The sequence below is a fragment of the Gordonia liuliyuniae genome, assembly GCF_021739025.1.
Classification (GTDB): Bacteria; Actinomycetota; Actinomycetes; order Mycobacteriales; family Mycobacteriaceae; genus Gordonia; species Gordonia liuliyuniae.
This window is the reverse complement of record NZ_JAKKOT010000002.1, coordinates 86529-111297: the sequence shown is the minus strand read 5'-3', so window position 1 is coordinate 111297 and position 24769 is coordinate 86529. Positions and strand designations below refer to the sequence as shown.

Genomic DNA, 24769 nt, shown 5'->3' with positions numbered 1-24769 from the left:
AACACATGACAGATCTGCTCAGACGCCTGCTGGACGCAGTCCTCGATGAATCGCGGGACGGCCTCGGTGAGATGGCGGCGGCGACGTACACGTCGCCGTTTCACTTCGCCCGGTCGGTCCGGGCAGGTGCAGGCGAGTCGCCGGTCGCTCTTCGACGACGCGTCACGCTCGAACGGGCCGCGTGGGAGCTGCAGCGCGGGGCCACCGTCACCGACTCGGCGTTCGCCGCGGGGTACGGGAGCGTCGAAGGGTTCAGCCGGGCGTTCGCGCGCGCATACGGGCACCCGCCGACCGCGATGATCGGTGCCGAGCGTTCCGGGCACTGGCTGCCCGCGCCCAACGGAATCCACTTCCACTCGCCGACTGTCCTCTACATCGACTCCGGGGAGGAGTCCGCAGGCGATGTCCTGTTGTTACAGGTTCAGCACGACGTCGCCGACATCGTTGCGCTGCTCGACGCCGCAACGGGGCTGTCCGACGATGCGCTGGCCGCCGTACGCCTCCCCGGTAGCGCGCCACGTCATTGGGACGGGGCGGACGAGAGCCTCGTGCAAGTGCTGTGGCATCTGGTCTCGAGCAAACAGCCGTGGCTCGCGTCCATCGCCGGTGACGCGATGCCCGATATGACACCGGTCCAGGACGTCTCAGCGCTGGCGTCCCTCCACGACCATGTGTCCGCACGCTGGCTCGCCACGATCCGCGACATCGAGCGCCGCCGCGGTTGGGCGGACTGGATCGTCGACGCACTCTGTGAACCACCCGAGTCGTTCCGGCTCGCGCAGATCGTCGCGCACGAGTTGACGTTCTCGGCCCATCGCCGGCTCCTAGCGCGGTGGATGCTCGCGGACGCGGGCGTCGACGTGTCTACGCCCGCACTCGATCCCGATCCGATCATGTGGCAGCGCCGCACCTCAGGAGGAGAATCCAGATGACCGCCTACATCTACTACACCGCGTCCACGATGGACGGCTTCCTCGCAGACGCGAACGATTCCCTCGACTGGCTGCTCACCCAGCCGATCGACGACGACGGGCCGTTCAGCATCGACGAGGTGATGTCGTCGACCGGTGCAATCGTCATGGGCCGCACCACCTATCAGTGGGTCGTCGACCACATCGCCGAGAGCGGTGAGCCGTGGCCGTACGCCGACTACCCGACCTTCCTGTTCACCCATCGCGGCGTCGACGTGGTCGACCCGTCGATCGAGACCCTGTCCGGGAAACCGTCGGAGCACCGCGCGAGACTGGAGGCTGCGGCCGGGGAGAAGAACATCTGGGTGGTCGGCGGCGGCGACCTCGCCGCTCAGTTCGCGGAGTCGGCGATGCTCGACGAACTCGTCGTGTCGTACGCGCCCGCGACCGTCGGCTCCGGCAGGCCGCTCTTTACCCGAGCGTTCGACTTCGAACTACTGGAGACCGGCCACAACCGGGCGTTCCTCATCGGCCGGTACCGCGTCGTTGGACCGCGATGACTCTTCAGAGTGAACGCTGCGTGCGTGACTTCCCGCTACGAGTCCGGACAATACGCAGGAGGCGACGCATGCAGCGTGAAACACGAACGGCGGCCGCCCCTCAGGGGCGACCGCCGTCGGTGTCAGTACGAGAGATCAGGCGGGAACGATCAGACCCGAACCCTGGGTCTTCGCGCGGTTGAGGCGCTCGGAAGCGTCCTCCCAGTTCACGACGTTCCACCAAGCCTTGACGTAGTCGGGCTTGACGTTCTGGTAGTCGAGGTAGAAGGCGTGCTCCCACATGTCGAGCATGACGACCGGGATGAGGGCGGCCGACGTGTTGCCGCTCTGATCAGTCAGCTGCTCGATGACGAGACGCTCACCGATGGTGTCGTAGCCGAGGACGGCCCAGCCGCTGCCCTGCAGGGTGGTGGCTGCCGCGGTGAAGTGCGCCTTGAACTGCTCGAAGCCACCGAAGTCGACGCCGATCTGCTCGGCGAGGTCGCCGGTCGGCTCGCCGCCGCCGTTGGGCGACAGGTTCTTCCAGAAGATCGAGTGGTTGGTGTGGCCACCGAGGTGGAACGACAGGTTCGCCGACAGGCCGTACACCTTGCCTGCGATGCTGCCGTCCTCACGTGCTGCTGCGAGGTTCTCCAGCGCGGTGTTCGCACCCTTGACGTAGGTGGCGTGGTGCTTGCTGTGATGCAGCTCCATGATCTTGCCGGAGATGTGCGGCTCGAGGGCGCCATAGTCGTAATCGAGTTCGGGCAGGGTGTATTCAGCCACGATGATCCTCTCTACAAGTTGAATGAGATCCGTACTGGGTCCAGTCATCAACATTTCCCCACACGGATGGTTATTGCAACAGATGTGCTCACGGTTCTGTTCCCGTCGGCCGGAGTTCACCGGCTCGTCGTAGCCTGGATCCATGAGTATCTTCGATCGTCTTCTCGCAGCGTCCGCGGTCAAGACCGCGATGGTCCCCCGGGAGAACGCTCTCCCCGGGCGCGATACCGCGATGCCGCTTCGTGGGGAGAACCTCGTCACTCACCGGCCGATGCGGGGAACTCCGGACGCCACAGGCGGATTCGGTGCGGCGGGGATCGGCGAGTGGGGCCCGGACCTGCAGGCCGTCGTTCTCGCCGGAGGCTGCTTCTGGGGCATCGAGGAGATCTTCTGGCAGCAGCCGGGTGTGTACACGACGGCCGTCGGCTATGCGGGCGGCTACACGCCGAACCCGACGTACGACGAGGTCTGCACCGCGCAGACCGGACACACCGAATCGGCGCTCGTCGTCTTCGACCCCGCGAAGGCGACCCTCAAGCACCTGATCGAGCTCTTCTTCACCTCGCACGATCCGACGCAGGAGATGCGGCAGGGCAACGACGTCGGCACCCAGTACCGGTCCGCCGTCTTCGGGCTCGACGACGAGGCGACCCGGCTGGCCGTCGCCACTGCTGAACGCTACGAGCCGACGCTGCGCGCCGCCGGGTACGGACCGATCACCACTGAGATCGCCCCGCTCGCCGAGGCGGGCGACGGCCACTTCTACTACGCCGAGGACGTCCACCAGCAGTACTTGTTCACGAACCCGAACGGATACCGCTGCCATGTGAGCACCGGGCTGGCATTCGACGCCTGATGGCGCGCGCCCTCACTCTCGAGCAGTGGAACCGCACCCTGCTCGCGCGTCAGCACCTGCTCGAGCGGGTCGACGACGACGTCATGGAGGTGGTCGACCGACTCGTCGGACTGCAGTCGCAGGATCCGCAGGCCGCCTTCTACGGTCTGGCATGCCGGGTCCAGGACTTCGATCCGGCCGACGTCGACGATCTTCTCATCGGCCGCGAACTCGTGCGCATGACGTTGCAGCGCGGCACCGTCTTCCTGATGGACGGACTCGACGCACGCTGGGTCCGGGCCCTCGTCCAGCCGTCGATCGACGCGGCTGCAGCCACGAACCACGGAAAGAAGCTGCGGGCCGCGACGGCTGCCGAGATCGTCGATTGCGCCGTCGAACTGCTCACTGCCACAGACGAACCCGTGCGCGGTTCAACGCTCCGCGATGCACTCGTGCAGCGGTGGCCGGACGAGCCTGCAACGGACCTCGCCGCTGTCGCGCGCTGGCGGCTGCCGCTCGTCCAGACACCACCGCGCGGACTGTGGCGGGCATCGGGGGCTCCCGCGTACCGGCTCCTCGACGACTGGATCGGACCGGGCGAACCCGCGGTGACCGGCGACGAAGCACGCAGGGACCTGGTCCGCCTGTACTTGCGCGGATTCGGGCCCGCGACCGTCAACGCCGTCCAGACGTGGTCCGGTCTCACCGGGCTCGGTCCGCTCATCGCGGCAATGGAAGCCGACTGGGAACTGGTAGAGCTCACCGGGCCGGGCGGAGAGAAGCTCTACGACCTGGAGGGCCTGCCGATCGCGTCGGGCGACGAACCCGCTCCAGTCCGGTGCGTCGCGCCGTACGACAACCTCCTCGTCGCCAATGCCGACCGCGTCCGCGTCGCCGACCCCGGCCTGTACACGGCGCTCGCGACACCGAACGGACGCTTCCCCGGATTCGTCCTCGTCGACGGCCGGCTCGCCGCGACGTGGGCCCCGACCAAGGACGGTGTCACGCTCACCGAACTTCGCGACCTGACATCCGCGGAAAGGTCCGATGTCGAACGCGAAGTGTCGGCGGTGCGGGAGATGCGGGTGGCCGCTACGCGCCGGTCCGAGGATTGCGAGCGGAGATGAAGTAGCGGCGTCCGATCGGGTCGGACATCATCACGCGCTCGGTGCACTGCTTCACCACGGATGCGCCCCACCCCTCGTGCCGCTCGATCTCGTCGTCGATGTCGGTGGCCGCCACCTCGATGTACGTCGCGGGCTCGGCGACGTCCGAGCGCACGAGGAGAACCTGAAGGGCCAGGGCCGGGTTTCGAGTCAGTCCAACACGGTCGGGGTCGTGTCTGCCCGGAGTGGGATGCCCGGTGAGCGCCTCCCAGAACGCGACCTCGGCGTCGAAGCGCTCGGTCGGCACGTCGAAGCACACCTGGTCGATGATGCTGATGGTTCCACCCGGCCAGCGGATGGGGCGGGCGCGTTCGCTCTCGCCCTGATGTGGGACCAGACAGAACACTCCTCCGCCCGGCGACGACATCACCCGATGGGTGCGGTAGTCGGCGATCAGCGACGCACCGAGCGAGACGGCCTCCAAGGATGCGGACACCGGGTCGGCGACGTGGATGTCCAGGTGGGTTCCGCCGGGACCGTCGCTCACCCGTTGGACGCGGAGATGTGCGTCGCCGTTGAACGGTTCGAGCGTCGCGAATTCTTTGTGATCGCCGCGCGGCGGCGACACAGTGCTGCCCGAGATGGCCCGCCAGAAGGTCACCTCGGAGCCGAAGTCGGCGCCCGGGAGGTCGAGATACGCGGTCAGCCATTGCACATGCACGTCGACGATTCTAGGCAACCGGCCCATCCCGCGGCGGGTGGTCCACACAACTCCAAACCTCGCCTTGAGAGTTTCGTACGGCGTGTTATCCCCAAGTTATCCACAACTATGGGTGTGGATAACTTCGACGAATCTCGGATGGCGCAGAGGTGTCCAGGAGCGGAAATCCGATGAAGCGGACAGCCGATTAGAGACGTGCGACACACATTTACCCGCTTTACCTAGGTCTATCCACATTTCCACAGGGTTATCCACACCTTCTGGGGTCCTGTGAACGAATCGAGCTCGACCGGTTTGTCACAGTGAAACGCTGCTTTGTGGATAGAACTATGCAGGTCTACATAGTTGCGCGTGAGCGGGGTCGCTGGACTCTGGGAACGGCCCGTCTCAGATCTGAGCTGGGCGCGCGTCGGCTCGACGACCCACCCGTGGCCGCGACGTGTGGAAAACTGGACGGCGTGAGTATGGGCGACATCGAGACCGTAGCGGTGACCGACCTTCCCGACGACTTCACCAGCGATGCGGAGCGAATCCTGCTCGACGTGCGCGAGGTCGACGAATGGGAGCTGGGGCATGTCCGCGGCGCCATACACATCCCGCTCGCCGACGTCCCGGCCCGGATCGACGAGATCGATCTCGATCGCGAACTCCTCGTCGTCTGCCGGACCAGCGGCCGTTCCTACCGGATCATGGAGTACTTGCTGATGCGCGGAATCGACGGCGCGGTCGTGACCGGGGGCATGGTCGCGTGGGAGAGCGCGGGCAAGCCCATCGAGACCGGGTCGGGCGACGAGTGAACCTCGACGTCTGCCCCGCCTGCCGAATCCAGGCGCCTCACCGCGACGGCCGAACCGTCTGCCCGCGGTGTGGCGGGCCGCTCCTCCACACCGACGCCCGCGGAGCCGCCGCGGCCGCACAGGGATACCAAACAAGACAGGGGCACCCCACAGGACAGGGACAGCCTCGTCCAACGCCTCCTCGTCCGGCACGGCCGCGTCCGCCCCAGCCGTCCAGGGGAATGCGTCCCGCGCTTCGTTGGGCCGCGCACCGTCCGCGTGAGGCGATGCCTGCGCCGCGGCCGTCGCGGAGGGCGAAGCCGGGTCCGACGCCGGCGTACGCGAACATTCCGCGCTGGGGACTGGTGGACGCGCATCCCGATTCCACCGACCCGGTGTCGGAGACGTCGGCCGATCCGGTGTCGTTGACGACCGACGCACTGGTGCGGGCGCTGCGGCTGGCCACCCTGATGCTCGCCGCGGCGGGCGTCGTCCACGCGATCCGCTATCTCGTCGCAGTCGTCAACCGGACCCGCCCGATCCCGGCGTGGATCGACTGGTTGACCAGCATCGGTGTCCTCGTGTTCGGGCTGATGGCGCTCGTCGCCGTCGTCATGACGACCGTCGCGTTCGGACGGTGGGTACGGCAGATCAGAGTGCGCCAGTACGAGTCGACCGGTTTCGTCGACCCCCGCCACGTCGTCTGGGTGTACCTGCTGTCGATGATTCCGCTCGTCAACGTCGTCGGGGCGCCCTGGTTGCTCCACGAAGCCGCGCGCGTCGCCGAACCAGATGCGCGGGCCGATCGCGTCCGTGTCCGGCTCGCCGCCGCGTGGGCCGTCGTCAACGCAGTCGCAGTGCTGGCCGTGGGCTACCGGATCGCGGCATGGAGCACCTCGTCGCTGCAGGTGGATGCCGACGCGCTCGCGCTGGTCACCGCGGTGTTCGCGGTGTCCGCGGTGTTCGCACACTGGGCTGTCCGCCGGATCAAGATCCTCGCCGGAACCCTCGACCCAGCTGCCGAGCGACCCATTCGACGTCTGGTCGCGGCTTGAGTCGGCCAGGAGTGTCCCGGTCGGGCAAGCCCGCCGTCGTCGCGCACCGCGGGGCGTCCGGTGAAGTCGCCGAACACACTCTCGGCGCCTACGAACTGGCCCTCGAGCAGGGCGCCGACGGGCTCGAGTGCGACATTCGCTTGACCGCCGACCACGAACTGGTCTGCATCCACGATCGGACCATTGAACGGGTCTCCGACGGTATCGGCGCGGTCAGTGAGATGACGTTGGCGCAGCTCCGTGAGCACGACTTCGGTTCGTGGCACAGCGGGACCCCCGCGCAGGTGTTGACGCTGCGCGAACTGCTCGGCCTGGCACTCGACTGGCATCGGCCCGTCCGGCTGTTCATCGAGACCAAACATCCGGTCCGTTACGGGTCGCTCGTCGAGACCGAACTCCTCGCGATGCTCCACGAGTTCGGGGTCGCCACCCCGCCGTCCGCCGACCACAGTCGGGCCGTCGTCATCTCGTTCTCGTCGGCAGGCGTCTGGCGTATCCGGCGGAGCGCCCCGATGCTGCCGACGATCCTTCTGGGCGACACCGCCCGCATCATCGGCGGCACCGCGGCGACCGCGGTGGGCGCCACCGGCGTCGGACCGTCCATCGACACGCTCCGCACTCATCCCGATCTCGTCGACCGTGCTGCCGCATCCGGTCGCGTCACCTACTGCTGGACCGTCGACGAACAGCCTGACGTGCAGTTGTGCGCCGACCTCGGGGTTCGCTGGGTGGCGACCAACCACCCGGCGCGCGTGCGGGACTGGCTGGTCACCGCGTACTGACCGGCCCCGTGAGATATTGGACGCATGGGTAAGAAGAGCAAGCGCGGCAGTGGCCCGCGCCCGGGAAGCAATCGCGCCGAGCGAGTAGCCGCACGAAAGGCCCGGCAGGAGGCGTCATTGGCCGGTCCGGTCCGGCCGTTCGAAGGCTTGGCCGCCGAGTGCGACCTCGTCGCGATGCGCACGTTCATCGCGTCGGCGACGGCGCCGGTGCCGTTCGTCGACGGTTTCGGCGCGAAACAGGACGTCGAGTTCGCGACCGTGCTGCCCGGAGCGGTGTTCGCGGACGTGCGGGGCGACGCACCGGCGCACGGCTACGCCGCTCTCCAGACCGATCCGGATCCCGACGACCTCCGAGCGTCGGTCGCGAGTGCGCTCGCCTGGGCCGCGTCCGCAACGAGCGGGGACGAGTACGGGGGCGCCGCCACCGAACTCAATCTGGCCGCCATCGTCGACCCGACCGCGTCGATCCAGGTGACCGTCCATGACGATTTCGGATGGTGGTTCGCCGACGACACCGACTTGGACCCGCAGATCAAGGCGATGCTCGAGCGCGCGAACGACACCATCCTGCCGACCGCGCGTCTGACGGCCGAGAGCGGCGTCGGCGCCCCGTGGTGGGTCGACGCCGGGGAGAAGGCACACTTGCGCTGGGTCCGCCCCGAGGGTGAGGACGCACTGATGAACGCGTTGGCCCGCGTGCACGATGCCGGTGGTTTGACGCTCGGTGTCGGCTCCCGGTTCGCCGGTTCGTTCCGGACGCACGGCTTGCTCGTGCCGGTCTTCGACCTCGACGTCGAAGCCCACCACGCCGAGTGGAACGACGGCCTCGACGCCTTCGACAAGGCGCTAACCGAAGCCCTTGCCGACACTTCCGATCTGACCGCAGCCCAGCGCTCGTCCAAGGCGGGCATCATCGCCCGCCAGGTGACCATTCGGTAGGCGGCCCCGACATCACTCGGCCGCAGGCTAGGGCAGGTTGCCGCCTGCGGCGACGGGCGCGGAGGCGTCGGGCGACGAACTGGGGCTGTTGAGTTCACGTTCGACGAAGTTCTCGAGGTCGAACAGATTGCCGTTGGCGCGCTCGGCGATGGTCTGCAACGTCGTCATGCTCGCGACCTCTTCGACCTGTTCCTTGAGGAACCACTGCATGAACTGTTCGCCGAGGTAGTCGCCGTTGTCGCGCGCCGAACTGGCCAGGGCGACGATCTGCTCGGTGACCTCCTTCTCCTGGGACAGGGCCAAGGCGATCGGCTCCTGGTAGTCGGCGAACTCGGTGATCGGCGCGGCGGCCGCCGGAACCCGCACGTCGATGTCGCGGTCCAGGAAGTACTGCACGATCATCATCGCGTGGTTGCGTTCTTCGACGGACTGCTCGTAGAAGTGGCGCGCCATCTGCGGCATGTCGTGGGCGGCGTACCAGACGCCGAGCGCGATGTACTGCTGCGACGCCGAGAACTCATTGCTGATCTGGTCGTGGAGGAGTTCCTGGAATGCGGACGGCGTTTCACTCATGCGCCCAACCCTAGGACATCGTCAGCCTAGGACATCGTCGGCGTCAGTTCCCGATCACCGAACCGGTCGACGCGGTGAGGAGGTCGTCTGGGACTTCGACGCCGCGGCTGACGTACTCGAAGAACTTCGACGTGGTCTCGCCGGGGACCAGCGAGTCGCCGTCGTCAGTGACCTGGTCGCCGTCGGTCGGCACCGTTGTGGTCACCGGATTGCGCAGACGGAACGCGAGCCATGCCAGATTCCAGAGATGGTCGCCCTTGGCGACGGTCACCGCGTCTACGGCGCCGTTCGCGAACCCGATCAGCTTGAACGGATTCAACAGCACCGACGGGCTCGTCGCCTTCGACATGAGCGCGGAGAAGAACTTGCGCTGGTTGACGACGCGTTCGAGGTCGGCGTTCGGGAACGCGCGCGTCCGCACCAGGCCGAGGGCCTGCGCGCCGTCCAACGTCTGACAGCCCTTCGGGAGGCGGAGCCCGGCCTTCGGATCCCGCAGCGGCTTATCGAGACACATCTCGACGCCGCCGACCGCGTCGACGAGCTTGTCGAAGCCGCCGAATCCGATCTCGATGTAGTGGTCGATGTGGACGCCGGAGAACTGTTCGACGGTCTGCACCAGCAGCTGGGGGCCGCCCGCGTTGAACGCCGAGTTGACCTTGTGGCTGCCTTGGCCGGGGATCGGCACGTACAGGTCGCGGGGAACGCTGATCAACATAGGCTTCCCGGAAGTCGGGATATGGGCGAGCATGATCGTGTCGGTCCGGGCGCCGTCACTGTCGCCGGTCGCGAGCTTGTCCTTGTCCTCCTGGCTGAGGTCGGCGCGCGAATCGGTGCCGACGACCAGCCACGTCGTGCCGGGAGTGTCGCCGACTCGTCCCGCATAGTTCGTGAGCGCGTCGACACGGTGCAGTTTCGCGTCGTAGTAGAACATCAGCGCGACGGGCGTGATCAGCAGCAACAGCACGATGACCAGGATGATGCGCAGGACGCGGCGCGGTCTGCGGCGACGCTTCGGTGGCGGCGTCGCCCCGGCCGGTCTGCGGGGATCGTGCGGTCGGCGCGGCGGCGGGCCGCCGGGCTCCCCGTGCGGTCGGTGCGGCGGGGGAGCGGCCGGGCCGGGCCTGCGGTGTCGGTCCTGCGGCGGAATTGGCTGGGGTTGTTGCCGGGGCGCGTACCCGGGACGGCCCTGTAGTGGTTCCTGGCCGGGCTGCGGCGTGTATCGCCGCCGCTGCTGCGGCTCTTCCGACCACGCCAGCGGTGGACGATACGGCTGGCCGCCGGGCCCCCCATTCGGCTGGCCGCCGGGTGGCCGTCGCATCATCGGCGGCTCGGGCTGGTCGTTCATCCTCGCCACGTTACCGACGGCACCTGAAAACCGTCTGGGACACTCGTCCGACCGAATGCGCTGACGGGTGGGTCAGCCGGTCGGCGTCACTTCCGAGTCAGTACGTCGACACCGACGAATCGGGCCAACTCCTCGGGCAGCTTCACGGTGCCGTCGGGCTGTTGGTGGTTCTCCAGGATGGCGACCAGCCACCGGGTTGTGGCGAGCGTGCCGTTGATCGTGGCCGCGGTCTGCGGTTTACCGTTCTCGTCGCGGTAGCGGACCTGCAGGCGACGCGCCTGATAGGTGGTGCAATTCGAGGTCGACGTCAGCTCGCGATAGGTGTTCTGCGTCGGAACCCAGGCTTCGCAGTCGAACTTGCGGGCCGCGGAACTGCCGAGGTCGCCGCCTGCGACGTCGATCACGCGGTACGGGACGTCGATCGCGGCGAGCATGTCCCGCTCCCAGGAGAGGAGACGCTCGTGCTCGGCTTCGGCGTCCTCGGGCTTGCAGTAGATGAAGCCTTCGACCTTGTCGAACTGGTGGACGCGGATGATGCCGCGCGTGTCCTTGCCGTACGAGCCCGCTTCGCGTCGGAAGCACGTTGACCAGCCGGCATACCGCCTCGGTCCGCCGTCGAGGTCGAGGATCTCGTCGGCGTGATAACCGGCGAGCGGTACCTCGGAGGTGCCGACGAGATAGAGGTCGTCGGCTTCGAGCCGGTACACCTCGTCGGCGTGCGCGCCGAGGAACCCGGTGCCCTGCATGACTTCGGGCCGCACCAGTACGGGCGGGATCATCAGGGTGAAGCCGTTGGCGGTCGCCTTCGCCGCGGCCATGTTCAGGAGGGCCAGCTGCAGCTGTGCGCCGAGGCCGGTCAGGAAGTAGAAGCGCGACCCGGACACCTTGGCGCCGCGTTCCATGTCGATCAGCCCGAGGTGCTCACCGATCTCGAGGTGGTCCTTCGGACTCTCGATCGAGCGCGGTTCGCCGACGTGCTCGAGGACGATGTAATCGTCCTCGCCGCCCGACGGGGTCTGCGTCGACACGATGTTCGAGATCGCGCGCTGGCACGTGGTGGCAGTCTCCTCGGCATCCTTCTGCCGGGCGATCGCCGCCTTGACTTGGTCGGCGAGTGCCTTGCCGCGGGCCAGTAGCTCGGCCTTCTCGTCGCCGGACGCCTTGCCGACCAGCTTGCCGAGCGACTTCTGCTCGGTGCGGAGCGCATCGGCTTCGGCGATCGCCGCACGTCGATCGACGTCGGCTTGCAACAGCCGGTCGACGAGTTCGGGGTCTTCGCCTCTGGTTCGCTGCGACGCGCGGACGAGGTCGGGATCTTCACGCAGGATCTTCAGGTCGATCACCCTTGGAAGCCTACCTGGGCGTGTTCACGGCCCGGGGGACGACATAGCCGAGGCCGACCAGGCATGATGGAGGTGATGACTTCTGACAGCGACCGACCGGGAGACGGCGACGAATCGTTGCCGCAGGATGCTGACGCCGACTCGGTGTTCGACGCTGCCGATGAGACGGCGGCCGACGACACCGCTGACGACGGTCAGCACTTCAGTGATGCCGCGTACGTGAACGACGAGTACACCGACGACGAGTTCCCGGACGACGAATACACCGACGACGACGAGTTCCCCGAGGGTGACCCCGGCGAGGACGACACCCACTCTGTGACCGGGCGCCCACGGCATCGGATGCTGCTGATCTTGGCGGCGATCCTCCTCGGAGCAGTCGCGGCGGGCGGCGTGCTCCTGGCGCGAGGCGGATTCGCTGACCACGGCAGTGTCGGGTCGACGGTGATCGGCGAAGGCAACGCGCTCGTCGAGAACGACTTCACGCGCTCGGAACCCGGCGACTGCCTTCAGTGGGACGACACCGACGTCGGGGAGCCGACCCTGACCGACTGTGCCAAGCCGCACCGGTTCGAGGTCGCGGGCGCGCTCGACACGGAGACGTTCCCGACGTCGGAGTTCGCTGAGGACGCGCCGTGGCCCGGTCCGGAACGCTTCGGCACCATCCGCGACGAGAACTGTCCGGCCATCGTCGACCGGTATCTCGGCGGCGGGCTCGACCCGCAGGGACGATTCGCCTCCGGGCTGATGTTTCCGTCGAAGGTCCAGTGGGAGAAGGGTGCGCGCGTGCTGCGCTGCGGCATCGAGCAGCCGGGCGCCAAAGGGGTCCAGGAGCAGTTCGCCGGGCGCGTCGGCGACATCGACCAGTCGTTCACCTGGCCGGTCGGCACGTGCGTCGGGATCGACAAGGCGACCCGGCAGGCGACGAGCGACGTCGTCGACTGCTCGGAGCCGCACGCCTTCCAGACGACGGGCGTCGTCGATCTGACACAGCGTTTCGGCGGGCGGGACTCCGGAAAGGCGTGGCCTAGCGCGCGCGACCAGAACGAGTATCTGACGAAGATCTGTCCCACTGTGACCAACAAGTTCTTCGGCGGCTCGTCGAAGTTCGACGACACCACGCTCAATGTGCAGTGGTCGGTGATCTCGGAGGTCAGCTGGCTCACCGGCAGCAGGCGCGTGGTCTGTTACACGGCGCTGCCCGACCGCGGCGGTTTCGCGACACTCGTCGGCGACGCTCGTGAGCAGGTGCTGATCAACGGTCGAGTCCCGGTGCCTCCGGAGAAGGGGCCGCCCGGACGTTCGGTCGGCTCCCCGGTTCCGTTGCCGCCCGGCTACAACCCGGACAGTCGGGAGATTCCCGCGCCCGCGGCGGGATGACACCGGATGCCCGTATCGATGTCAAACCGACGGTTCGAGGAACTCGTCGGTGACGCTCTCGACCTGCTGCCGTCCGAACTCACCGACGCGATGTCGAACGTGGTGATCCTGGTCAACGCGCATCACCCGGACGATCCGACGATCCTCGGGCTGTACACGGGCGTCTCGCTCACTGAGCGCACCAATGAGTACTCAGGCTTCCTGCCGGACACGATCGAGATCTTCCGCGAGCCGCTCCTGGCGATGTGCTCCACAGCGGACCAGGTACGCCACGAAGTGGCGGTCACCGTGCTGCACGAGGTCGGCCACCATTTCGGCATCGACGACCGGTGGCTGCACGCGAACGGCTGGGGCTGAATTCTCAGCCCATCGGGTCTGCGGGGCTCCCGTCGCCTGCGGGCAAGTCGGCGGTGCCCCACTGGGTGACCGTCCAGCCGCTGTTACCGGACTCCAGGACGATGGACCCGGTGTTCGGGAGGAAGTTCTTGAGCGCGAACTCCGAGTCGATGCCGGACAGGTGGGCGGCGATCAACCGGATCGCGGCGCCGTGCGAGACGAGGTAGACGTCCCGTCCCTCACCGGTCACGTACTTCGTGGTGAGCTCGTCGACGACCGGGAGATAGCGTTCGTGCAGCATTTCCAACGATTCGCCGCCGGGCAGCCGGGCGTCGAGTTCGCCGTGATGCCAACGGGTCACGACGTCGTGGAACACTTTGTGCGACTCGGTGTCGGTCTTCCCCTCCAGGTCACCGACCTGGACTTCGTGGACGCCGTCGACGGCGACGGTGTCGGCCTCCCAGACCGACGCGATCATGTCGGCGGTCTGGCGCGCACGGTGCGCGACCGAGTGGGCGAGGACGGCGGGTTTCCCGTCCGGATGCTCCAAACCGAATCGCACACCTTGGCGGGCGCCGAAATCGGTGAGCGACGCGCCGGGGAGTGCGGTGTCGAGGATCCGCATGACGTTGGATGTGGTCTCGCCGTGTCGGACCAGATGGAGCCGGGCCATGTCAGTCCTCTCCTTGCAGCAGGTTCGCGAACCACTCGTGGGACTCGTGGTGGTCGGGCGGTTCGGCCGCGGTGCCGCGGTCTTTCGGCCATGATCCCAGATAGACGACGTTCTCAGCGGTCCGGTGCAGCGCACGCAGCGCCTCGCCGACGGCGGCGTCGTCCACGTGTCCGCACGCGTCGAGATAGAAGCGGTACTGGCCCGGAGCGCCCGCGCCGCGCGGGCGCGACTCGATGCGAGTGAGGTCGACGCCCCGCATCGCGAACTCGTTCATTGCTGACACCAGGCTGCCCGGGGTGTTGGGGAGGTCGAGGATCACACTGGTGCGGTCGGCTCCGGTCGCCTGCGGCGGCGGTCCGGGCGGCCCGAGGAGAAGGAAGCGGGTGACGGCGTCGTCGGCGTCGGCGACGCCGTCGGCGAGGGTGACGAGGCCGTGGAGTGCGGCGGCGGCAGCCGTCGTCACCGCCGCATCGGCGCGACCGGCTTCGACGTCGGCTGCGGCGCCCGCATTCGACGTCGCGATCACGAACTCCGCGTTCGGGAACCTCTCGGCGACGCTGCGGCGGACCTGCGCTGCGGCCACCGGGTACGCCGCGATCGTGGCGACCGCGGCGTCGGCGAGAGGTTCGCGAGCGGCGACTCGGAAGGCGATATCGAGGGCGACTTCCGCGTAGGCCTGCACGCGAGTCTGTCCGCGGTGGGGGACCAGCGCGTCCATGGTTGCCGGGACGGCGCCTTCCAGTGAGCTCTCGATGGGCACACAGCCAAAGTCGGCGTCGCCCGCTCGGACGGCGGCGATCACCGCGAGTGGGCTTCCCAGTGCGCGCTTGTCGGCGGAATCGGCGTCGGAGCGGGTGGTGAGGATCGCGTCGAGAGCCATCTCGGTGAAGGTGCCTGCGGGACCGAAGTAAGCGAAGACTGGCACGTCTCCACAGTAGTCGAGAGACGGGGGGGGTCGAGCGACGCGGCCATTGTGCTCGAGGTGAACCGAAGCATTGACGCACATCCATCCGGGAACTAGGTTAGGCATACGTAAGTTAGGGTTACCTATATCGCCGAGGTTCGGTGCACGAGAAGAATGCTGGAGGATCCCATGGCCACGATCGTTGCCCCTTGCGACGCCGAAATGATCCAGACGGCCTGCCGCCGAGCACGGGGCGGAACCCTCTCCGTCGACGGGGCCGCGTCGGCCGACGCGTGCGACGAGATCTCGATGATCCACCTGTTCGAAGGCGACGCGTTTCTGCTCATCAACGACGACGCACCGGCGCTCGCTGTCGCGGGGGGTGACGGTGAGCGCAGGTGCGTCGTCGAGGTGATCGACTGCGCCCCACTGCAATTGCGTGAACGTGTTCGGGCGCTCGTGTGGTTGACCGGGGGGTTGCACGAGGTGCCGACGGACCTGCAGCGCGAATTGGCCGTCGAGATCGCGGGGGACCACCCCGACGAACGGCTGCTTGACGTCGGACACGGCTACTCGATGGTCCGCATGGCGTTGGAGACGGCCGTCATCGCCACCTCGATCGGCGCCGGCGCGGTGGCCGTCGACGAGCTGGCCTGCGCTGAGCCCGACGTGTTCTGGGCGTACGAGAACGACTGGCTCGCCCATCTCGAGTCCGACCACGCCGACCTCGTCCACCAGCTGGCGCTCCGGATCCCGGCCGCGCTGCGGTCCGGGCGTGTCCGACCGCTTCGACTCGACCGCTTCGGCCTGACCTTCCGTGTCGAGACCGCCGACTCCGACGTGGACGTTCGCCTCCCGTTCAGCCGCCCGGTCGGCCGGGTCGCCGACCTCTCGGCCGCCCTCCACGCGCTCGCCCTGCATCCGGAGCTCGACCGCCAGTCCTCCCACTGACCGCCGCTCACCGCGGAGGCGGGGCCTCCCGAGTCGAGATCCCCTAACCTGGCACGGTGCAGGTGAATCGAGTCGACGACCCCCGAGAACGGCGGGCGATCGTCGTCGAGATAGTTCTGGTCGCGATCTTCACCTTCGGGTTCTCCGGGCTGTCCGCGATCCTGTCCCTGATCGAGATGTGGGTCGGCGCGGGTGTCGCGGAGACGACCGTCGCGCTCAATCCGGAGACGTCGTCCCATGTGGCGATCGATGTGGCGCGTGAGCTTATGCGGATCGTGAAGCTGTTCGCGATCGGAGCGCTCGGCGTGTACCTGCTGTGGCGCAGCGGATTCCGTCCGTCGGCATGGGGGATCGGCCGACCGACCGGTCGAGATCTGCCTCCCGGACTCGGGCTGGCCGCCCTGATCGGGCTGCCCGGACTCGCGCTCGTCGCCGCGGCGTCCGCGTTCGGATTCAACGCGAGTCTCGTGCCCGCATCGGACGACGCCCCGTGGTGGCGCATCGTGCTGCTGTGTCTGGTCGCGGTCGGCAACGCTGTCGCCGAAGAGGTGATCGTCGTCGGCTATCTGATGGTGCGGTTGAAGCAACTCGGTGTCCGCGACGGTGCGAGCCTCGCCGTGTCGTCACTACTGCGCGGCTCGTACCACCTGTATCAGGGTGTCGGCGGCGGGCTCGGCAACGTCGTGATGGGGCTGGTGTTCGGCCGCTGGTATCAGAAGACGAGCCGTCTGTGGCCGCTGATCGTCGCGCACGGGACCATCGACATCGTCGCGTTCGTCGGCTATGCGCTGCTCAGCGATCATCTCGGTTGGCTGGGGCTGTGAGGCGTGCACCCGGAGTGTGAACGGGGAAGCGCGGCACAGGGCCGAGTGGGCGGACCAGCTCTGTCCTGTGCCGCGCTCCAGCGATCCGAGTAGCTCCCTCCCAAGAGCCCCGATTCCACCCGGATCGAGCCTGATAGGCCGTCGGTGGAACCCCCTCGACGGCCGCGCGTGTGAGACTCAATAGTCTCACTTCGCTGTAAACGTATCACGAGGTTACCCTTACCGCTACGACCGTCATCGGCTCGAACGGCCCCGGTACGGATTTCACGTGTGACGAACGCACGGCGTGTGACCGCCGAGGCGTCAGGTGGTCTCCTCGTCGGCCGCGAGCCGCAGCAGCATGTCGGACAGCAGGTCGATGATCTCGCTGCGGTCCGGCCGTTGCTCCGACGTCGCCCACCGATGGACCACCGCGATCAGCGAGCCGATGAACGCCGTCGCCCGATAGTCGATCGTTCGACACGGCGAGTTCGGCAGGCTCGCGACCACGTCCGCGATGTACCCAGCCCAGTCATCGCGTCCGGCGACCCGATGCTTCTCCATCGTCTCGGAGATGCCACCGACCTCGACGAACAGACAGCGCACAAGCCGTGGATCAGTGGCGACGGCGTCGATGTACGCGGCGATCGCCGCATGCGCGACGACGCTCAGATCAGAGCGGTCCGCAGCGCGTACGGCCTCCGTGACGCGCTCGCGCGTCATCTGCTGGATGACGTCGTAGATCTCGGTCATCAGATCTTCGCTGCCCGAGAACTCCTCGTAGAACTGTCTACGCGACAGTCCGGCTTCGGTGCACAGCGCCGAGATCGTCACCCGTGCGAAGCCGACGGTGCCGAACAGTTCGACGCCGGCCTCGTGAAACCTGGCCCGCCGGTCGGCGCGGCGATCGGCGAGCGACCGGCCGCCGTACGATCGGGCGGCTTCGCCCGGCCTGGGTGAGCGGCCGGTCACGGTGTCCTCATCGACTCATGACTCCGCTCGCTCCGAGCGCAATTCGTGCCCCTTGGAGGTCAAACAGCGTCCGCTCGGCAGATCCCACTGCCACCCGTGAAGGTTGCAGGTCAGTTTTTCGCCTTCGACGACGCCGAACGCGCTGAGGTCGGCCTTCAGATGCGGACAGCGCCGCTGGATCTTCCATCCGTCCAGTTCGATCGAGGCCTCGTCGTCGTGCGCCTCGTTGAACCAGCCGTCCGCGTACGCGATCCGCTCGTCGGTCAGGCACTTGAAGAACGTGTACAGGTACTCGTTGTAGCCGCCGATGCGCCACGTCGTGAACCGTGTCGACAGGAAGATCGTGTTGACCCAGTCCGGCTCGTCGTCGCGCAGCACCGTGCGGACCAGCTCCGCCGCGATCCGGAATCCGTAGCGGTACTTGCCGTCACCGTCCTCGGCCATGCGGACGGTCCGGGCGGGGAAGTCGAGAACGAACGTCTGCACGTCCGGACCCTTCGGATCGCTCCCTTCCGGGAAGACCACGAGTCCGACGGAGTATCCGATGCCGTCCGAGATCAGATCCGACGCCGCCATGATCGGCTCGAACAGTGCCTTCAACTGGGGGAGGAGCGGTTCGCCGTCGGCGGGCGCCCACGTCGCCTTCTCGGCTGCGATGATCGGCGCGAACTTCTCCTTCATCGAGTCGAGGTATGCCTTCTTGCCTTCGCCGAAGATCTGCTCGGGCGGGTACGGGTGCGACAGTTCGAGGAGTTCGTCGCCGCGGAAGTCGGCTGCCGAACCCGACACCATCATCAGGCCGCGGTGACGGATGCCGTCGTCGGTGCCGTGGATACGCATCTGCTCCAGGAAGTCGGCCTGGTCGGGGAAGATGCTCGCCTTGTCGGCGTCGCTGCCGGTGTTGAAGTCGTTCAACGAGTACAGGTCGTCGTCCAGGAACATCGGCGGGCCCGCGGACGGGACCACCCAGGTGGCGTCGACCTGTTCGATGTACGAGCGCGCCCGGTCCATGCCGCGCTGGCGTTTCTGCATCGCGAAGTTGGCCTTCGACTTGCGGGGGATGTCGTAGACCATCGGGTACCAGATCGCGCCCGAGTACTGGAGGAGGTGGACGTCGACGCGACCGAACTGTTCGCGCACCACGTCGAGGTCGACGGGCCGAGCATCGTTCATGTTGAAGCAGACGGTCTCGCCGTCGTCGACGATCAGGCCGGAGTCGCCGATCGGGCCGTCGGCCGGCGCGCGCAACGCGATGATCATGACGTCCAGGTCGCCCTTGGGGCCGGAGAGGCGATGCTTCGTCGAGTCGTCGGTCTCCAGGAACTTCGTGAACCCCAGCCGCTCCAGTTCGCGCTTGAGATCCGGCACCGGGTAATCCGGCAGCAGGACCGTCGCGTCCTTGTTGACGTTCTCGATCAGGTTCTTCTCGTCGAAGTGATCCCGGTGGAGATGCGAGACGTACAGGTAGTCGCAGTCGCCGATGGCCTGCCAGTCCAGTTCCGTGTTGTCCGGGAACGGGATCCACGACGCGAAATAGGCCGGGTTCACCCAGGGGTCGCAGACGATGGAGCCTGCCGCGGTCTGGATGTGGAAGCCGGCGTGGCCGATGCTCGTGATCTGCACGGGGCTGGTGCCTTTCGATGGGGACTGCTACCCGGCCAGCTTATCGCCGCGACGCACCGCATTTCCTGTCGGCGGGTCCGCAGGCGGTACGTCATGGGTCACAAGTCCCGGCTACGATCACCCGTATGGAACCCGTGTACGCGTCAGTCGTCTCCACTGCTCGCATGCTGTGGCTTGCGCAGGGCCTCAAACTCGATATCTCGGGGGTCGAGAACGTGCCGGCCGACGGTCCCGGCGTCGTCGCGTTCAACCACACCGGATACCTCGACTTCACGTTCGCGGGAATCCCCGCGTTCCTGCAGGGGCGACGCTACGTCCGCTTCATGGCGAAGAAAGAGGTCTTCGACAACCCGGTGGGGGGGCCGATCATGCGGTCGCTCAAGCACATCCCCGTCGACCGCGGGAACGGTGCGGAGAGCTACCAGGCTGCGGTCGACTACCTCAAGCGCGGTGAACTCGTCGGTGTCTACCCGGAGGCGACGATCAGCCGGAGTTTCGAACTCAAGGGTTTCAAGAGCGGTGCTGCCCGAATGGCTCTCGAATCAGGTGCACCGCTCATCCCGACCATCGTGTGGGGTGCGCAGCGGATCTGGACCAAGGGACATCCGCGGAACATGGGGCGCAGCGGCGCGAAGATCATGGTCGGCGTGAGCGAACCGATCCAGCCGGAGGGCACCCCCGCGGAACTGACCGCACGCTTGCACGAGTCGATGCGCGCCAAGCTCACCGAGCTGCAGGATACGTATGGCCCGTACCCTCCCGGCGAGTTCTGGGTTCCCGCCGCCCGCGGCGGTGGAGCACCGACGCTCGAGGAGGCGAACGCGATGGACGTCGCCGACGCCGAGAAGAAGGCACGCAAGCGCGCCGAGCGCGAGGACTGACCGAGGAGGTTCACGGCGATGGAGCCCGTGTATCGGACCCTCGAGATGATTGCCGCAGCCATCCGCGCGGTGCAGGGGACCCGCCTGCGCTTCGACGGACTGGACAACATCCCGGACGGCGGTGGCGTGCTGGCGATCAACCACACCGGGTACGCAGACTTCCTTCCCGTCGGCCTCGCTCTGCGCGAGCGCGGTCGACGGGCACGTTTCCTGGTCAAGTCCGAGGTGATGGACCTGGCTATCATGAGGTTCCTCGTCGCCCACACCGGCAGCGTCCCCGTCGACCGGTCGGCCGGATCGGAGGCGTATCGCGCAGCAGTCGACGCACTGACGCACGGTGAGCTCGTCGCCGTCTACCCGGAGTCGACCATCAGCCGAAGCTTCGAACTCAAGGAGTTCAAGACCGGAGCCGTCCGGATGGCCGTCGAAGCAGGCGTCCCGGTGGTCCCAGTGATCGTGTGGGGCGCTCAACGCCAGCTCAGCAAGGGCGCGAAACGCAGAATCGGCCGCACGCATATCCCCATCCATGTGGCATTCGGACGACCGGTGATGTTCGACGGCGGCGACGTGGCAGGCCAACGCAGTGCGGACGGGGCGACGCGTCGGCTGCACGAGGTGATGGTCGCCCAACTGCACTGCGTCCAGGACGGGTATCCGGATGCACCGGCGGGCGCCGACTGGTTGCCCGCACGACTCGGCGGCAGCGCCCCGACACCAGAGGAGGCTCTCGTCATCGAAGACGCGGAAGCTCAGGAGAAGGCTGCGCGGCGCGCGGCGAAACGGCAGGGCGAGTGAGCGACGAGAGGTTCGGTCCTCCCACGATGATCGCGTCCGACGTCGACGGCACCCTCATCGACGATCGCAACCAGATCACCCAGCCGACGCGTGACATCTTGGTGCGGGCCGCCGACGCGGGCGTCGAACTGGTGCTGTCGACGGGGCGCCCGCCGAGGTGGATTCCCGAGATCGCCGAGCAACTCGCCGCGACGCCCGCCGCCGTGCGGTACGCGGTCTGCGCCAACGGCGCGATCGTCTACGACGTGCGCGAGGACGTCGTGCTGTTCGCCGCCGAACTCGGACCCGACGTGCTGGAGTCGCTGCGCACGGTGTGTACCGAACTCGTCCCGGGCTGCGGTCTGGCCGCCGAGCGGGCGGGCACCGTCGAGCACGACGCAGCGACTCCCTCGTTCGTGTCGTCGGCGGGGTACGAGCACGCCTGGCTCAATCCCGACCACGTGGAGGTCGCCGACCACCATCTCACCGAGCTGCCCGCGGTGAAGCTGCTCGCCCGCAAACCCGGCATGACTTCGCATGAGATGGCCGCACTGATCACCCCGCACATCGGTGATCTCGCCGAAGTCACCTTCTCCATCGACACCGGGCTCATCGAGCTCTCGGTTCCCGGAGTCCACAAGGCGTCCGGTCTGCAGTGGCTGCTCGCCAACACCGACGTCGCGGGGTCGTCCGTCATCGCGTTCGGCGATATGCCGAACGATGTCGAGATGCTCCGCTGGGCCGCCCACGGCGTCGCCATGGGCAACGGCGACCCCGTCGCTCTCGCCGCCGCCGACGAGATCACAGGAACCAACGCCGATGACGGCGTGGCTCGGGTCCTCGAACGCTGGTTCTGAGGGCAGCTCTGGGCGGAGCGGAGTTGAGACGCTGGGCCTACCGCACCGCGTCGGCGGCCGCGCGGTACTGCGTGTACACGTCCGGCGTCGGCTCGGCCGACACCGAATGCGACTCGAACGACCACTCCGGTAGCTGCCCGGTCAGGGCCCACGCGGCTTGGCGCGCGGCGCCGAGCGCCACGTGCTCGCCGTCGGCGGGCATCGTCACCTCGCCGCCGAACAGTGCGGCCGCGATCTGTTGCACGGCAGGAGATTTGGATCCACCACCGGTCAGCATGATCCGTCGGACGTCGATGCCCTCGGCTTCGATGCGCTCGCGGCAGAACACCAGGGAGCCGAGCAGGCCTTCGACGGCGGCGCGGGCCATGTTCGCGCGTGTGAAGTTCGCGGTGGTGACACCCGTGATCGATCCGGTGGCGTCGGGCAGGTTCGGGGAGCGCTCGCCAGCGAAGTAGGGGACCATCGTGACGCCGTCGGCGCCCGGGGGAGCCGACAGTGCCAGCGACGAGAACTCGTCGAAGGCGGCGCCGAGCATCGCCGCGGTCGACGCGAGGACCGGGGCGCCGTTGAGCGTGCACACCAGCGGCAGGTGCCGTCCGGTCGCGTCGGCGAAACCGGCTACCAGGCCGGACGCATCGCACGGCGGAACGTCGGTCACCGCGCTGACGACACCCGAGGTCCCGAGGGAGACGACGGCGTCGCCCGGTCCGGCGTGCAGGCCGAGCGCGGCGGCCGCGTTGTCGCCCGCGCCCGCACCGATCACGAGACCGGACGAGGTGACACCGGCGCGTTCGCCCGGCCCCACGATGCGCGGGAGGATCGGTCGTCGTCCACGGAAGGCCAAGTTCAACAGGTCGTCTCGGTACTCGCCGGTCGCCGCGCTGAAGTAGCCGGTGCCCGAGGCGTCGCTGCGGTCGGTCGTCAGCTCGGCGAGGTCGGTTCCACCGCGCAGCTTCCAGGTCAGCCAGTCGTGCGGAAGGCAGACGGCGGCGACCCGGTCGGCGTTGACGGGCTCGTTGTCGGCGAGCCACCGCAGCTTGGACGCGGTGATGGAGGCCAGCGGAACCACACCGACGTCCTTCGCCCACTCGCCGGGGCCGCCGAGGTCGGCGATGATGTCGGCGGCGCTGCTCGCCGACCGGGTGTCGTTCCAGAGGAGTGCGTCGCGCACCACGTCGCCGTCGTCGTCGAGGCAGACCATCCCGTGCTGTTGCCCGCCGACCGACAGCGCGGCGACGTCGTCCAGTCCGCCCGCGTCCGCGATCGCCGAGGTCAGCGCTTCCCACCAACGGTCGGGATGCACCGATGTGCCGTCGGGATGCGGTGCGGTCGCGGACCGTACCGTCTCTCCGGTGTCGGCGTCGCAGATCACCACCTTGCACGATTGGGTCGACGAGTCGACACCGGCGACGAGCGTCATGCGAGGACGGCCTCCAACGTCTTACGGGCGCCCACCGTGCGCAGCAGGTCCAGCGCCCGCAGATAGGCCGTCGTGAACTGTTCGTAGTCGGCGAGGTCGCCGAACAGGTCGACGTCCCGGATGAACGCCAACGGCTCCGTTCGCGACTCTCGAGCCAACGGAACCAACCGTGCGGCCAACGGATCGACGACGTCGATCGGCTCACCCTGTTCGTCGACGCCCTCGGCGTACCGTGTCCAGCTCGCCACGACGGCAGCGGCCAACGGCACGCCGCCACCCGATGCGACGCGGTCGCGGATCACCGGAACCAGCCATTTCGGGATGCGGTCGGACGAGTCCTGGCACAGGCGCGCGACGGTGTCGGCGATCGCGGGATTGGCGAACCGCTCCAACAGGGTGTCGATGTAATCGTCGACGTCCACGCCCGGGAGGGCGGCGAGCGTGGGCTTGCCCTCTTCGCTCATATAGCGGCGCAGCAGCATCGCGATGTCGGGGTCGCGCGCGGCATCGTGCACGTAGCGGTATCCGAGCAGATACCCGAAGTAGCAGAGTGCCTGGTGGCCGGAGTTCAACAGACGGAGCTTCATGTGCTCGTACGGCGTCACGTCGTCGACCACTTGGACGCCGACTTTCTCGAGAGCGGGCCGCCCCATCGAGAAGTCGTCCTCGAGGACCCACTGGGCGAACGGTTCGGCCACGACCGGCCAGTTGTCGGCGACGCCGACACGGTCGGCGACCTCGGCCGCGAGTTCCGGGGGTGTCGCCGGGGTGATCCGGTCGACCATCGAGTTCGGGAACCGGGCGTTGTCGGCGATCCAGCCGGCGAGGGCGGGATCGCGCAGTGTCGCGAACGCCAAGAACGTCGACCGAGCCATGTCTCCGTTGCCTTGGACGTTGTCGCACGACATCACGGTGAACGCGGGGATCCCGCGTTCACGGCGACGTGCCAACGCCTCGGTGACCAGTCCGAACACGGTCACCAGCGGCGTCGCGCCGGACAGGTCGGCCACCACGTCGGGATTGGTGGCGTCGAACTCGCCGGTCGAGGGTGAGAAGTTGTAGCCGCCTTCAGTGACCGTCAGGGAGACGATGCGTGTGGCCGGATCGGCGAGACGTTCGACGACGGCGTCTGGATCGTCTGGGGCGTACAGATAGTCGACGATCGATCCGATCACCGACGTCTCGACTGCCCCGTCAGGATGCTTGAGCGTCAGCGAGTACAGGCAATCTTGACCGAGGAGTGCGTCGCGCATCGCGGCGTCGGCCTCGCGGACCCCGACGCCGCAGATGCCCCAGGTCGACGCGTCCGGATCCGCGGCGAGGAGGCGGTCGAGATACACCGCCTGGTGTGCGCGGTGGAACCCGCCCACTCCGAAGTGCACGATGCCCGTGGTGATCGCCGAACGGTCGTAATCGGGGACGGCGGCTCCGCTGATCTGCTCCAGGTTCGCCGAACTCAACGGAATGCTCATCGATGCCTCTCT

26 protein-coding genes are annotated in these 24769 nt (G+C 67.6%); 15 read left to right on the top strand and 11 right to left on the bottom strand.

The window, feature by feature from the left end:
* The first annotated feature begins 5 nt into the window (after positions 1 to 5).
* Both L5G28_RS01645 and L5G28_RS01640 read left to right on the top strand, forming a co-directional pair.
* Entirely contained in the window at positions 6 to 932 is a 927-nt protein-coding gene (locus L5G28_RS01645) for a helix-turn-helix domain-containing protein (protein ID WP_237000039.1), read from the top strand.
* Complete coding sequence (locus tag L5G28_RS01640; protein ID WP_237000038.1) at positions 929 to 1471, top strand: dihydrofolate reductase family protein; 543 nt, start codon at positions 929 to 931, stop codon at positions 1469 to 1471. Before L5G28_RS01645 ends, L5G28_RS01640 begins: the two co-directional genes overlap by 4 nt.
* 135 nt (positions 1472 to 1606) lie before the next feature.
* Here the strand turns inward: L5G28_RS01640 and L5G28_RS01635 are convergent, their stop codons facing one another.
* The gene (locus L5G28_RS01635; RefSeq protein WP_236996482.1) at positions 1607 to 2236 is read right to left on the bottom strand and encodes a superoxide dismutase; all 630 of its coding nucleotides are present in this window, start codon (positions 2234 to 2236) and stop codon (positions 1607 to 1609) included.
* 142 nt (positions 2237 to 2378) lie between these two features.
* Here L5G28_RS01635 and msrA point away from each other — a divergent pair, with 142 nt between their 5' ends.
* Positions 2379 to 3092 carry a peptide-methionine (S)-S-oxide reductase MsrA gene (gene msrA, locus L5G28_RS01630; protein WP_237000037.1) on the top strand — a complete coding sequence of 238 codons (714 nt, stop codon included), beginning with the start codon at positions 2379 to 2381 and terminating at the stop codon, positions 3090 to 3092.
* Entirely contained in the window at positions 3092 to 4198 is a 1107-nt protein-coding gene (locus L5G28_RS01625; protein ID WP_237000036.1) for a winged helix DNA-binding domain-containing protein, read from the top strand. The genes msrA and L5G28_RS01625 overlap by 1 nt, the downstream gene beginning before the upstream one ends.
* On the opposite strand, the gene L5G28_RS01620 is transcribed toward L5G28_RS01625, so the two are convergent.
* On the bottom strand, positions 4164 to 4898 hold the full coding sequence (locus L5G28_RS01620) for a VOC family protein (RefSeq protein WP_237000035.1): 735 nt from the start codon (positions 4896 to 4898) through the stop codon (positions 4164 to 4166). The genes L5G28_RS01625 and L5G28_RS01620 overlap by 35 nt on opposite strands.
* Before the next feature lie 464 nt (positions 4899 to 5362).
* Between L5G28_RS01620 and L5G28_RS01615 the strand changes: the two genes are divergently transcribed.
* The 4 genes from L5G28_RS01615 (at position 5363) to L5G28_RS01600 (ending at position 8450) form a co-directional block, all read left to right on the top strand.
* On the top strand, positions 5363 to 5695 hold the full coding sequence (locus L5G28_RS01615; RefSeq protein WP_237000530.1) for a rhodanese-like domain-containing protein: 333 nt from the start codon (positions 5363 to 5365) through the stop codon (positions 5693 to 5695).
* Positions 5696 to 5961: 266 nt separating this feature from the next.
* Positions 5962 to 6729 carry a DUF4328 domain-containing protein gene (locus tag L5G28_RS01610; RefSeq protein WP_237000034.1) on the top strand — a complete coding sequence of 256 codons (768 nt, stop codon included), beginning with the start codon at positions 5962 to 5964 and terminating at the stop codon, positions 6727 to 6729.
* Positions 6726 to 7511, top strand: a complete 786-nt coding sequence (locus L5G28_RS01605; protein WP_236996487.1) for a glycerophosphodiester phosphodiesterase — start codon at positions 6726 to 6728, stop codon at positions 7509 to 7511. The genes L5G28_RS01610 and L5G28_RS01605 overlap by 4 nt, the downstream gene beginning before the upstream one ends.
* 24 nt (positions 7512 to 7535) lie before the next feature.
* Positions 7536 to 8450 carry a DUF5926 family protein gene (locus L5G28_RS01600; RefSeq protein ID WP_237000033.1) on the top strand — a complete coding sequence of 305 codons (915 nt, stop codon included), beginning with the start codon at positions 7536 to 7538 and terminating at the stop codon, positions 8448 to 8450.
* Between the two features lie 27 nt (positions 8451 to 8477).
* Here the strand turns inward: L5G28_RS01600 and L5G28_RS01595 are convergent, their stop codons facing one another.
* The 3 genes from L5G28_RS01595 to serS form a co-directional block, all read right to left on the bottom strand.
* Positions 8478 to 9023: a ferritin gene (locus L5G28_RS01595; protein WP_236996489.1), complete on the bottom strand. Its 546-nt coding sequence runs from the start codon at positions 9021 to 9023 to the stop codon at positions 8478 to 8480.
* Positions 9024 to 9066: 43 nt separating this feature from the next.
* Positions 9067 to 10368, bottom strand: coding sequence for an LCP family protein (locus L5G28_RS01590; RefSeq protein WP_236996490.1), 1302 nt, complete (start codon positions 10366 to 10368; stop codon positions 9067 to 9069).
* Positions 10369 to 10454: 86 nt separating this feature from the next.
* Positions 10455 to 11711 (bottom strand): serine--tRNA ligase, encoded by a 1257-nt coding sequence (serS, locus tag L5G28_RS01585; protein WP_236996491.1) that lies wholly within the window; start codon positions 11709 to 11711, stop codon positions 10455 to 10457.
* A 75-nt stretch (positions 11712 to 11786) separates the two neighbouring features.
* On the opposite strand from serS, the gene L5G28_RS01580 reads away from it, so the two are divergent.
* A complete protein-coding gene (locus L5G28_RS01580) occupies positions 11787 to 13091 on the top strand; it encodes a septum formation family protein (protein ID WP_236996492.1) in 1305 nt (434 codons plus the stop codon).
* 6 nt (positions 13092 to 13097) lie between these two features.
* The gene (locus L5G28_RS01575) at positions 13098 to 13448 is read left to right on the top strand and encodes a metallopeptidase family protein (protein WP_237000032.1); all 351 of its coding nucleotides are present in this window, start codon (positions 13098 to 13100) and stop codon (positions 13446 to 13448) included.
* 4 nt (positions 13449 to 13452) lie between these two features.
* Here L5G28_RS01575 and L5G28_RS01570 read toward each other — a convergent pair whose 3' ends face one another.
* Both L5G28_RS01570 and pheA read right to left on the bottom strand, forming a co-directional pair.
* On the bottom strand, positions 13453 to 14100 hold the full coding sequence (locus L5G28_RS01570; protein ID WP_237000031.1) for a histidine phosphatase family protein: 648 nt from the start codon (positions 14098 to 14100) through the stop codon (positions 13453 to 13455).
* 1 nt (position 14101) lies between these two features.
* Positions 14102 to 15025, bottom strand: coding sequence for a prephenate dehydratase (pheA, locus tag L5G28_RS01565; RefSeq protein WP_236996495.1), 924 nt, complete (start codon positions 15023 to 15025; stop codon positions 14102 to 14104).
* Positions 15026 to 15193: 168 nt separating this feature from the next.
* Here pheA and L5G28_RS01560 point away from each other — a divergent pair, with 168 nt between their 5' ends.
* Both L5G28_RS01560 and L5G28_RS01555 read left to right on the top strand, forming a co-directional pair.
* Positions 15194 to 15955 carry a DUF2470 domain-containing protein gene (locus L5G28_RS01560; protein WP_236996496.1) on the top strand — a complete coding sequence of 254 codons (762 nt, stop codon included), beginning with the start codon at positions 15194 to 15196 and terminating at the stop codon, positions 15953 to 15955.
* Positions 15956 to 16011: 56 nt separating this feature from the next.
* A complete protein-coding gene (locus tag L5G28_RS01555; RefSeq protein WP_236996497.1) occupies positions 16012 to 16779 on the top strand; it encodes a CPBP family intramembrane glutamic endopeptidase in 768 nt (255 codons plus the stop codon).
* 303 nt (positions 16780 to 17082) lie between these two features.
* Here the strand turns inward: L5G28_RS01555 and L5G28_RS01550 are convergent, their stop codons facing one another.
* Both L5G28_RS01550 and L5G28_RS01545 read right to left on the bottom strand, forming a co-directional pair.
* Positions 17083 to 17730: a TetR/AcrR family transcriptional regulator gene (locus L5G28_RS01550; RefSeq protein WP_236996498.1), complete on the bottom strand. Its 648-nt coding sequence runs from the start codon at positions 17728 to 17730 to the stop codon at positions 17083 to 17085.
* Between the two features lie 15 nt (positions 17731 to 17745).
* Complete coding sequence (locus L5G28_RS01545; RefSeq protein ID WP_237000030.1) at positions 17746 to 19353, bottom strand: MBL fold metallo-hydrolase; 1608 nt, start codon at positions 19351 to 19353, stop codon at positions 17746 to 17748.
* A gap of 125 nt (positions 19354 to 19478) precedes the next feature.
* On the opposite strand from L5G28_RS01545, the gene L5G28_RS01540 reads away from it, so the two are divergent.
* The 3 genes from L5G28_RS01540 to L5G28_RS01530 are packed head-to-tail and all read left to right on the top strand — an operon-like array spanning position 19479 to position 21865.
* Entirely contained in the window at positions 19479 to 20234 is a 756-nt protein-coding gene (locus tag L5G28_RS01540; protein WP_236996500.1) for a lysophospholipid acyltransferase family protein, read from the top strand.
* An 18-nt stretch (positions 20235 to 20252) separates the two neighbouring features.
* Positions 20253 to 21029 (top strand): lysophospholipid acyltransferase family protein, encoded by a 777-nt coding sequence (locus L5G28_RS01535; RefSeq protein ID WP_237000029.1) that lies wholly within the window; start codon positions 20253 to 20255, stop codon positions 21027 to 21029.
* Between the two features lie 26 nt (positions 21030 to 21055).
* Complete coding sequence (locus tag L5G28_RS01530; RefSeq protein ID WP_237000529.1) at positions 21056 to 21865, top strand: HAD family hydrolase; 810 nt, start codon at positions 21056 to 21058, stop codon at positions 21863 to 21865.
* Positions 21866 to 21902: 37 nt separating this feature from the next.
* Here L5G28_RS01530 and xylB read toward each other — a convergent pair whose 3' ends face one another.
* Together xylB and L5G28_RS01520 are read right to left on the bottom strand one after the other, a co-directional pair.
* Positions 21903 to 23285: a xylulokinase gene (gene xylB, locus L5G28_RS01525; RefSeq protein WP_237000028.1), complete on the bottom strand. Its 1383-nt coding sequence runs from the start codon at positions 23283 to 23285 to the stop codon at positions 21903 to 21905.
* Positions 23282 to 24757 carry a mannitol dehydrogenase family protein gene (locus L5G28_RS01520; protein WP_237000027.1) on the bottom strand — a complete coding sequence of 492 codons (1476 nt, stop codon included), beginning with the start codon at positions 24755 to 24757 and terminating at the stop codon, positions 23282 to 23284. Before L5G28_RS01520 ends, xylB begins: the two co-directional genes overlap by 4 nt.
* Between the last annotated feature and the right edge of the window lie 12 nt (positions 24758 to 24769).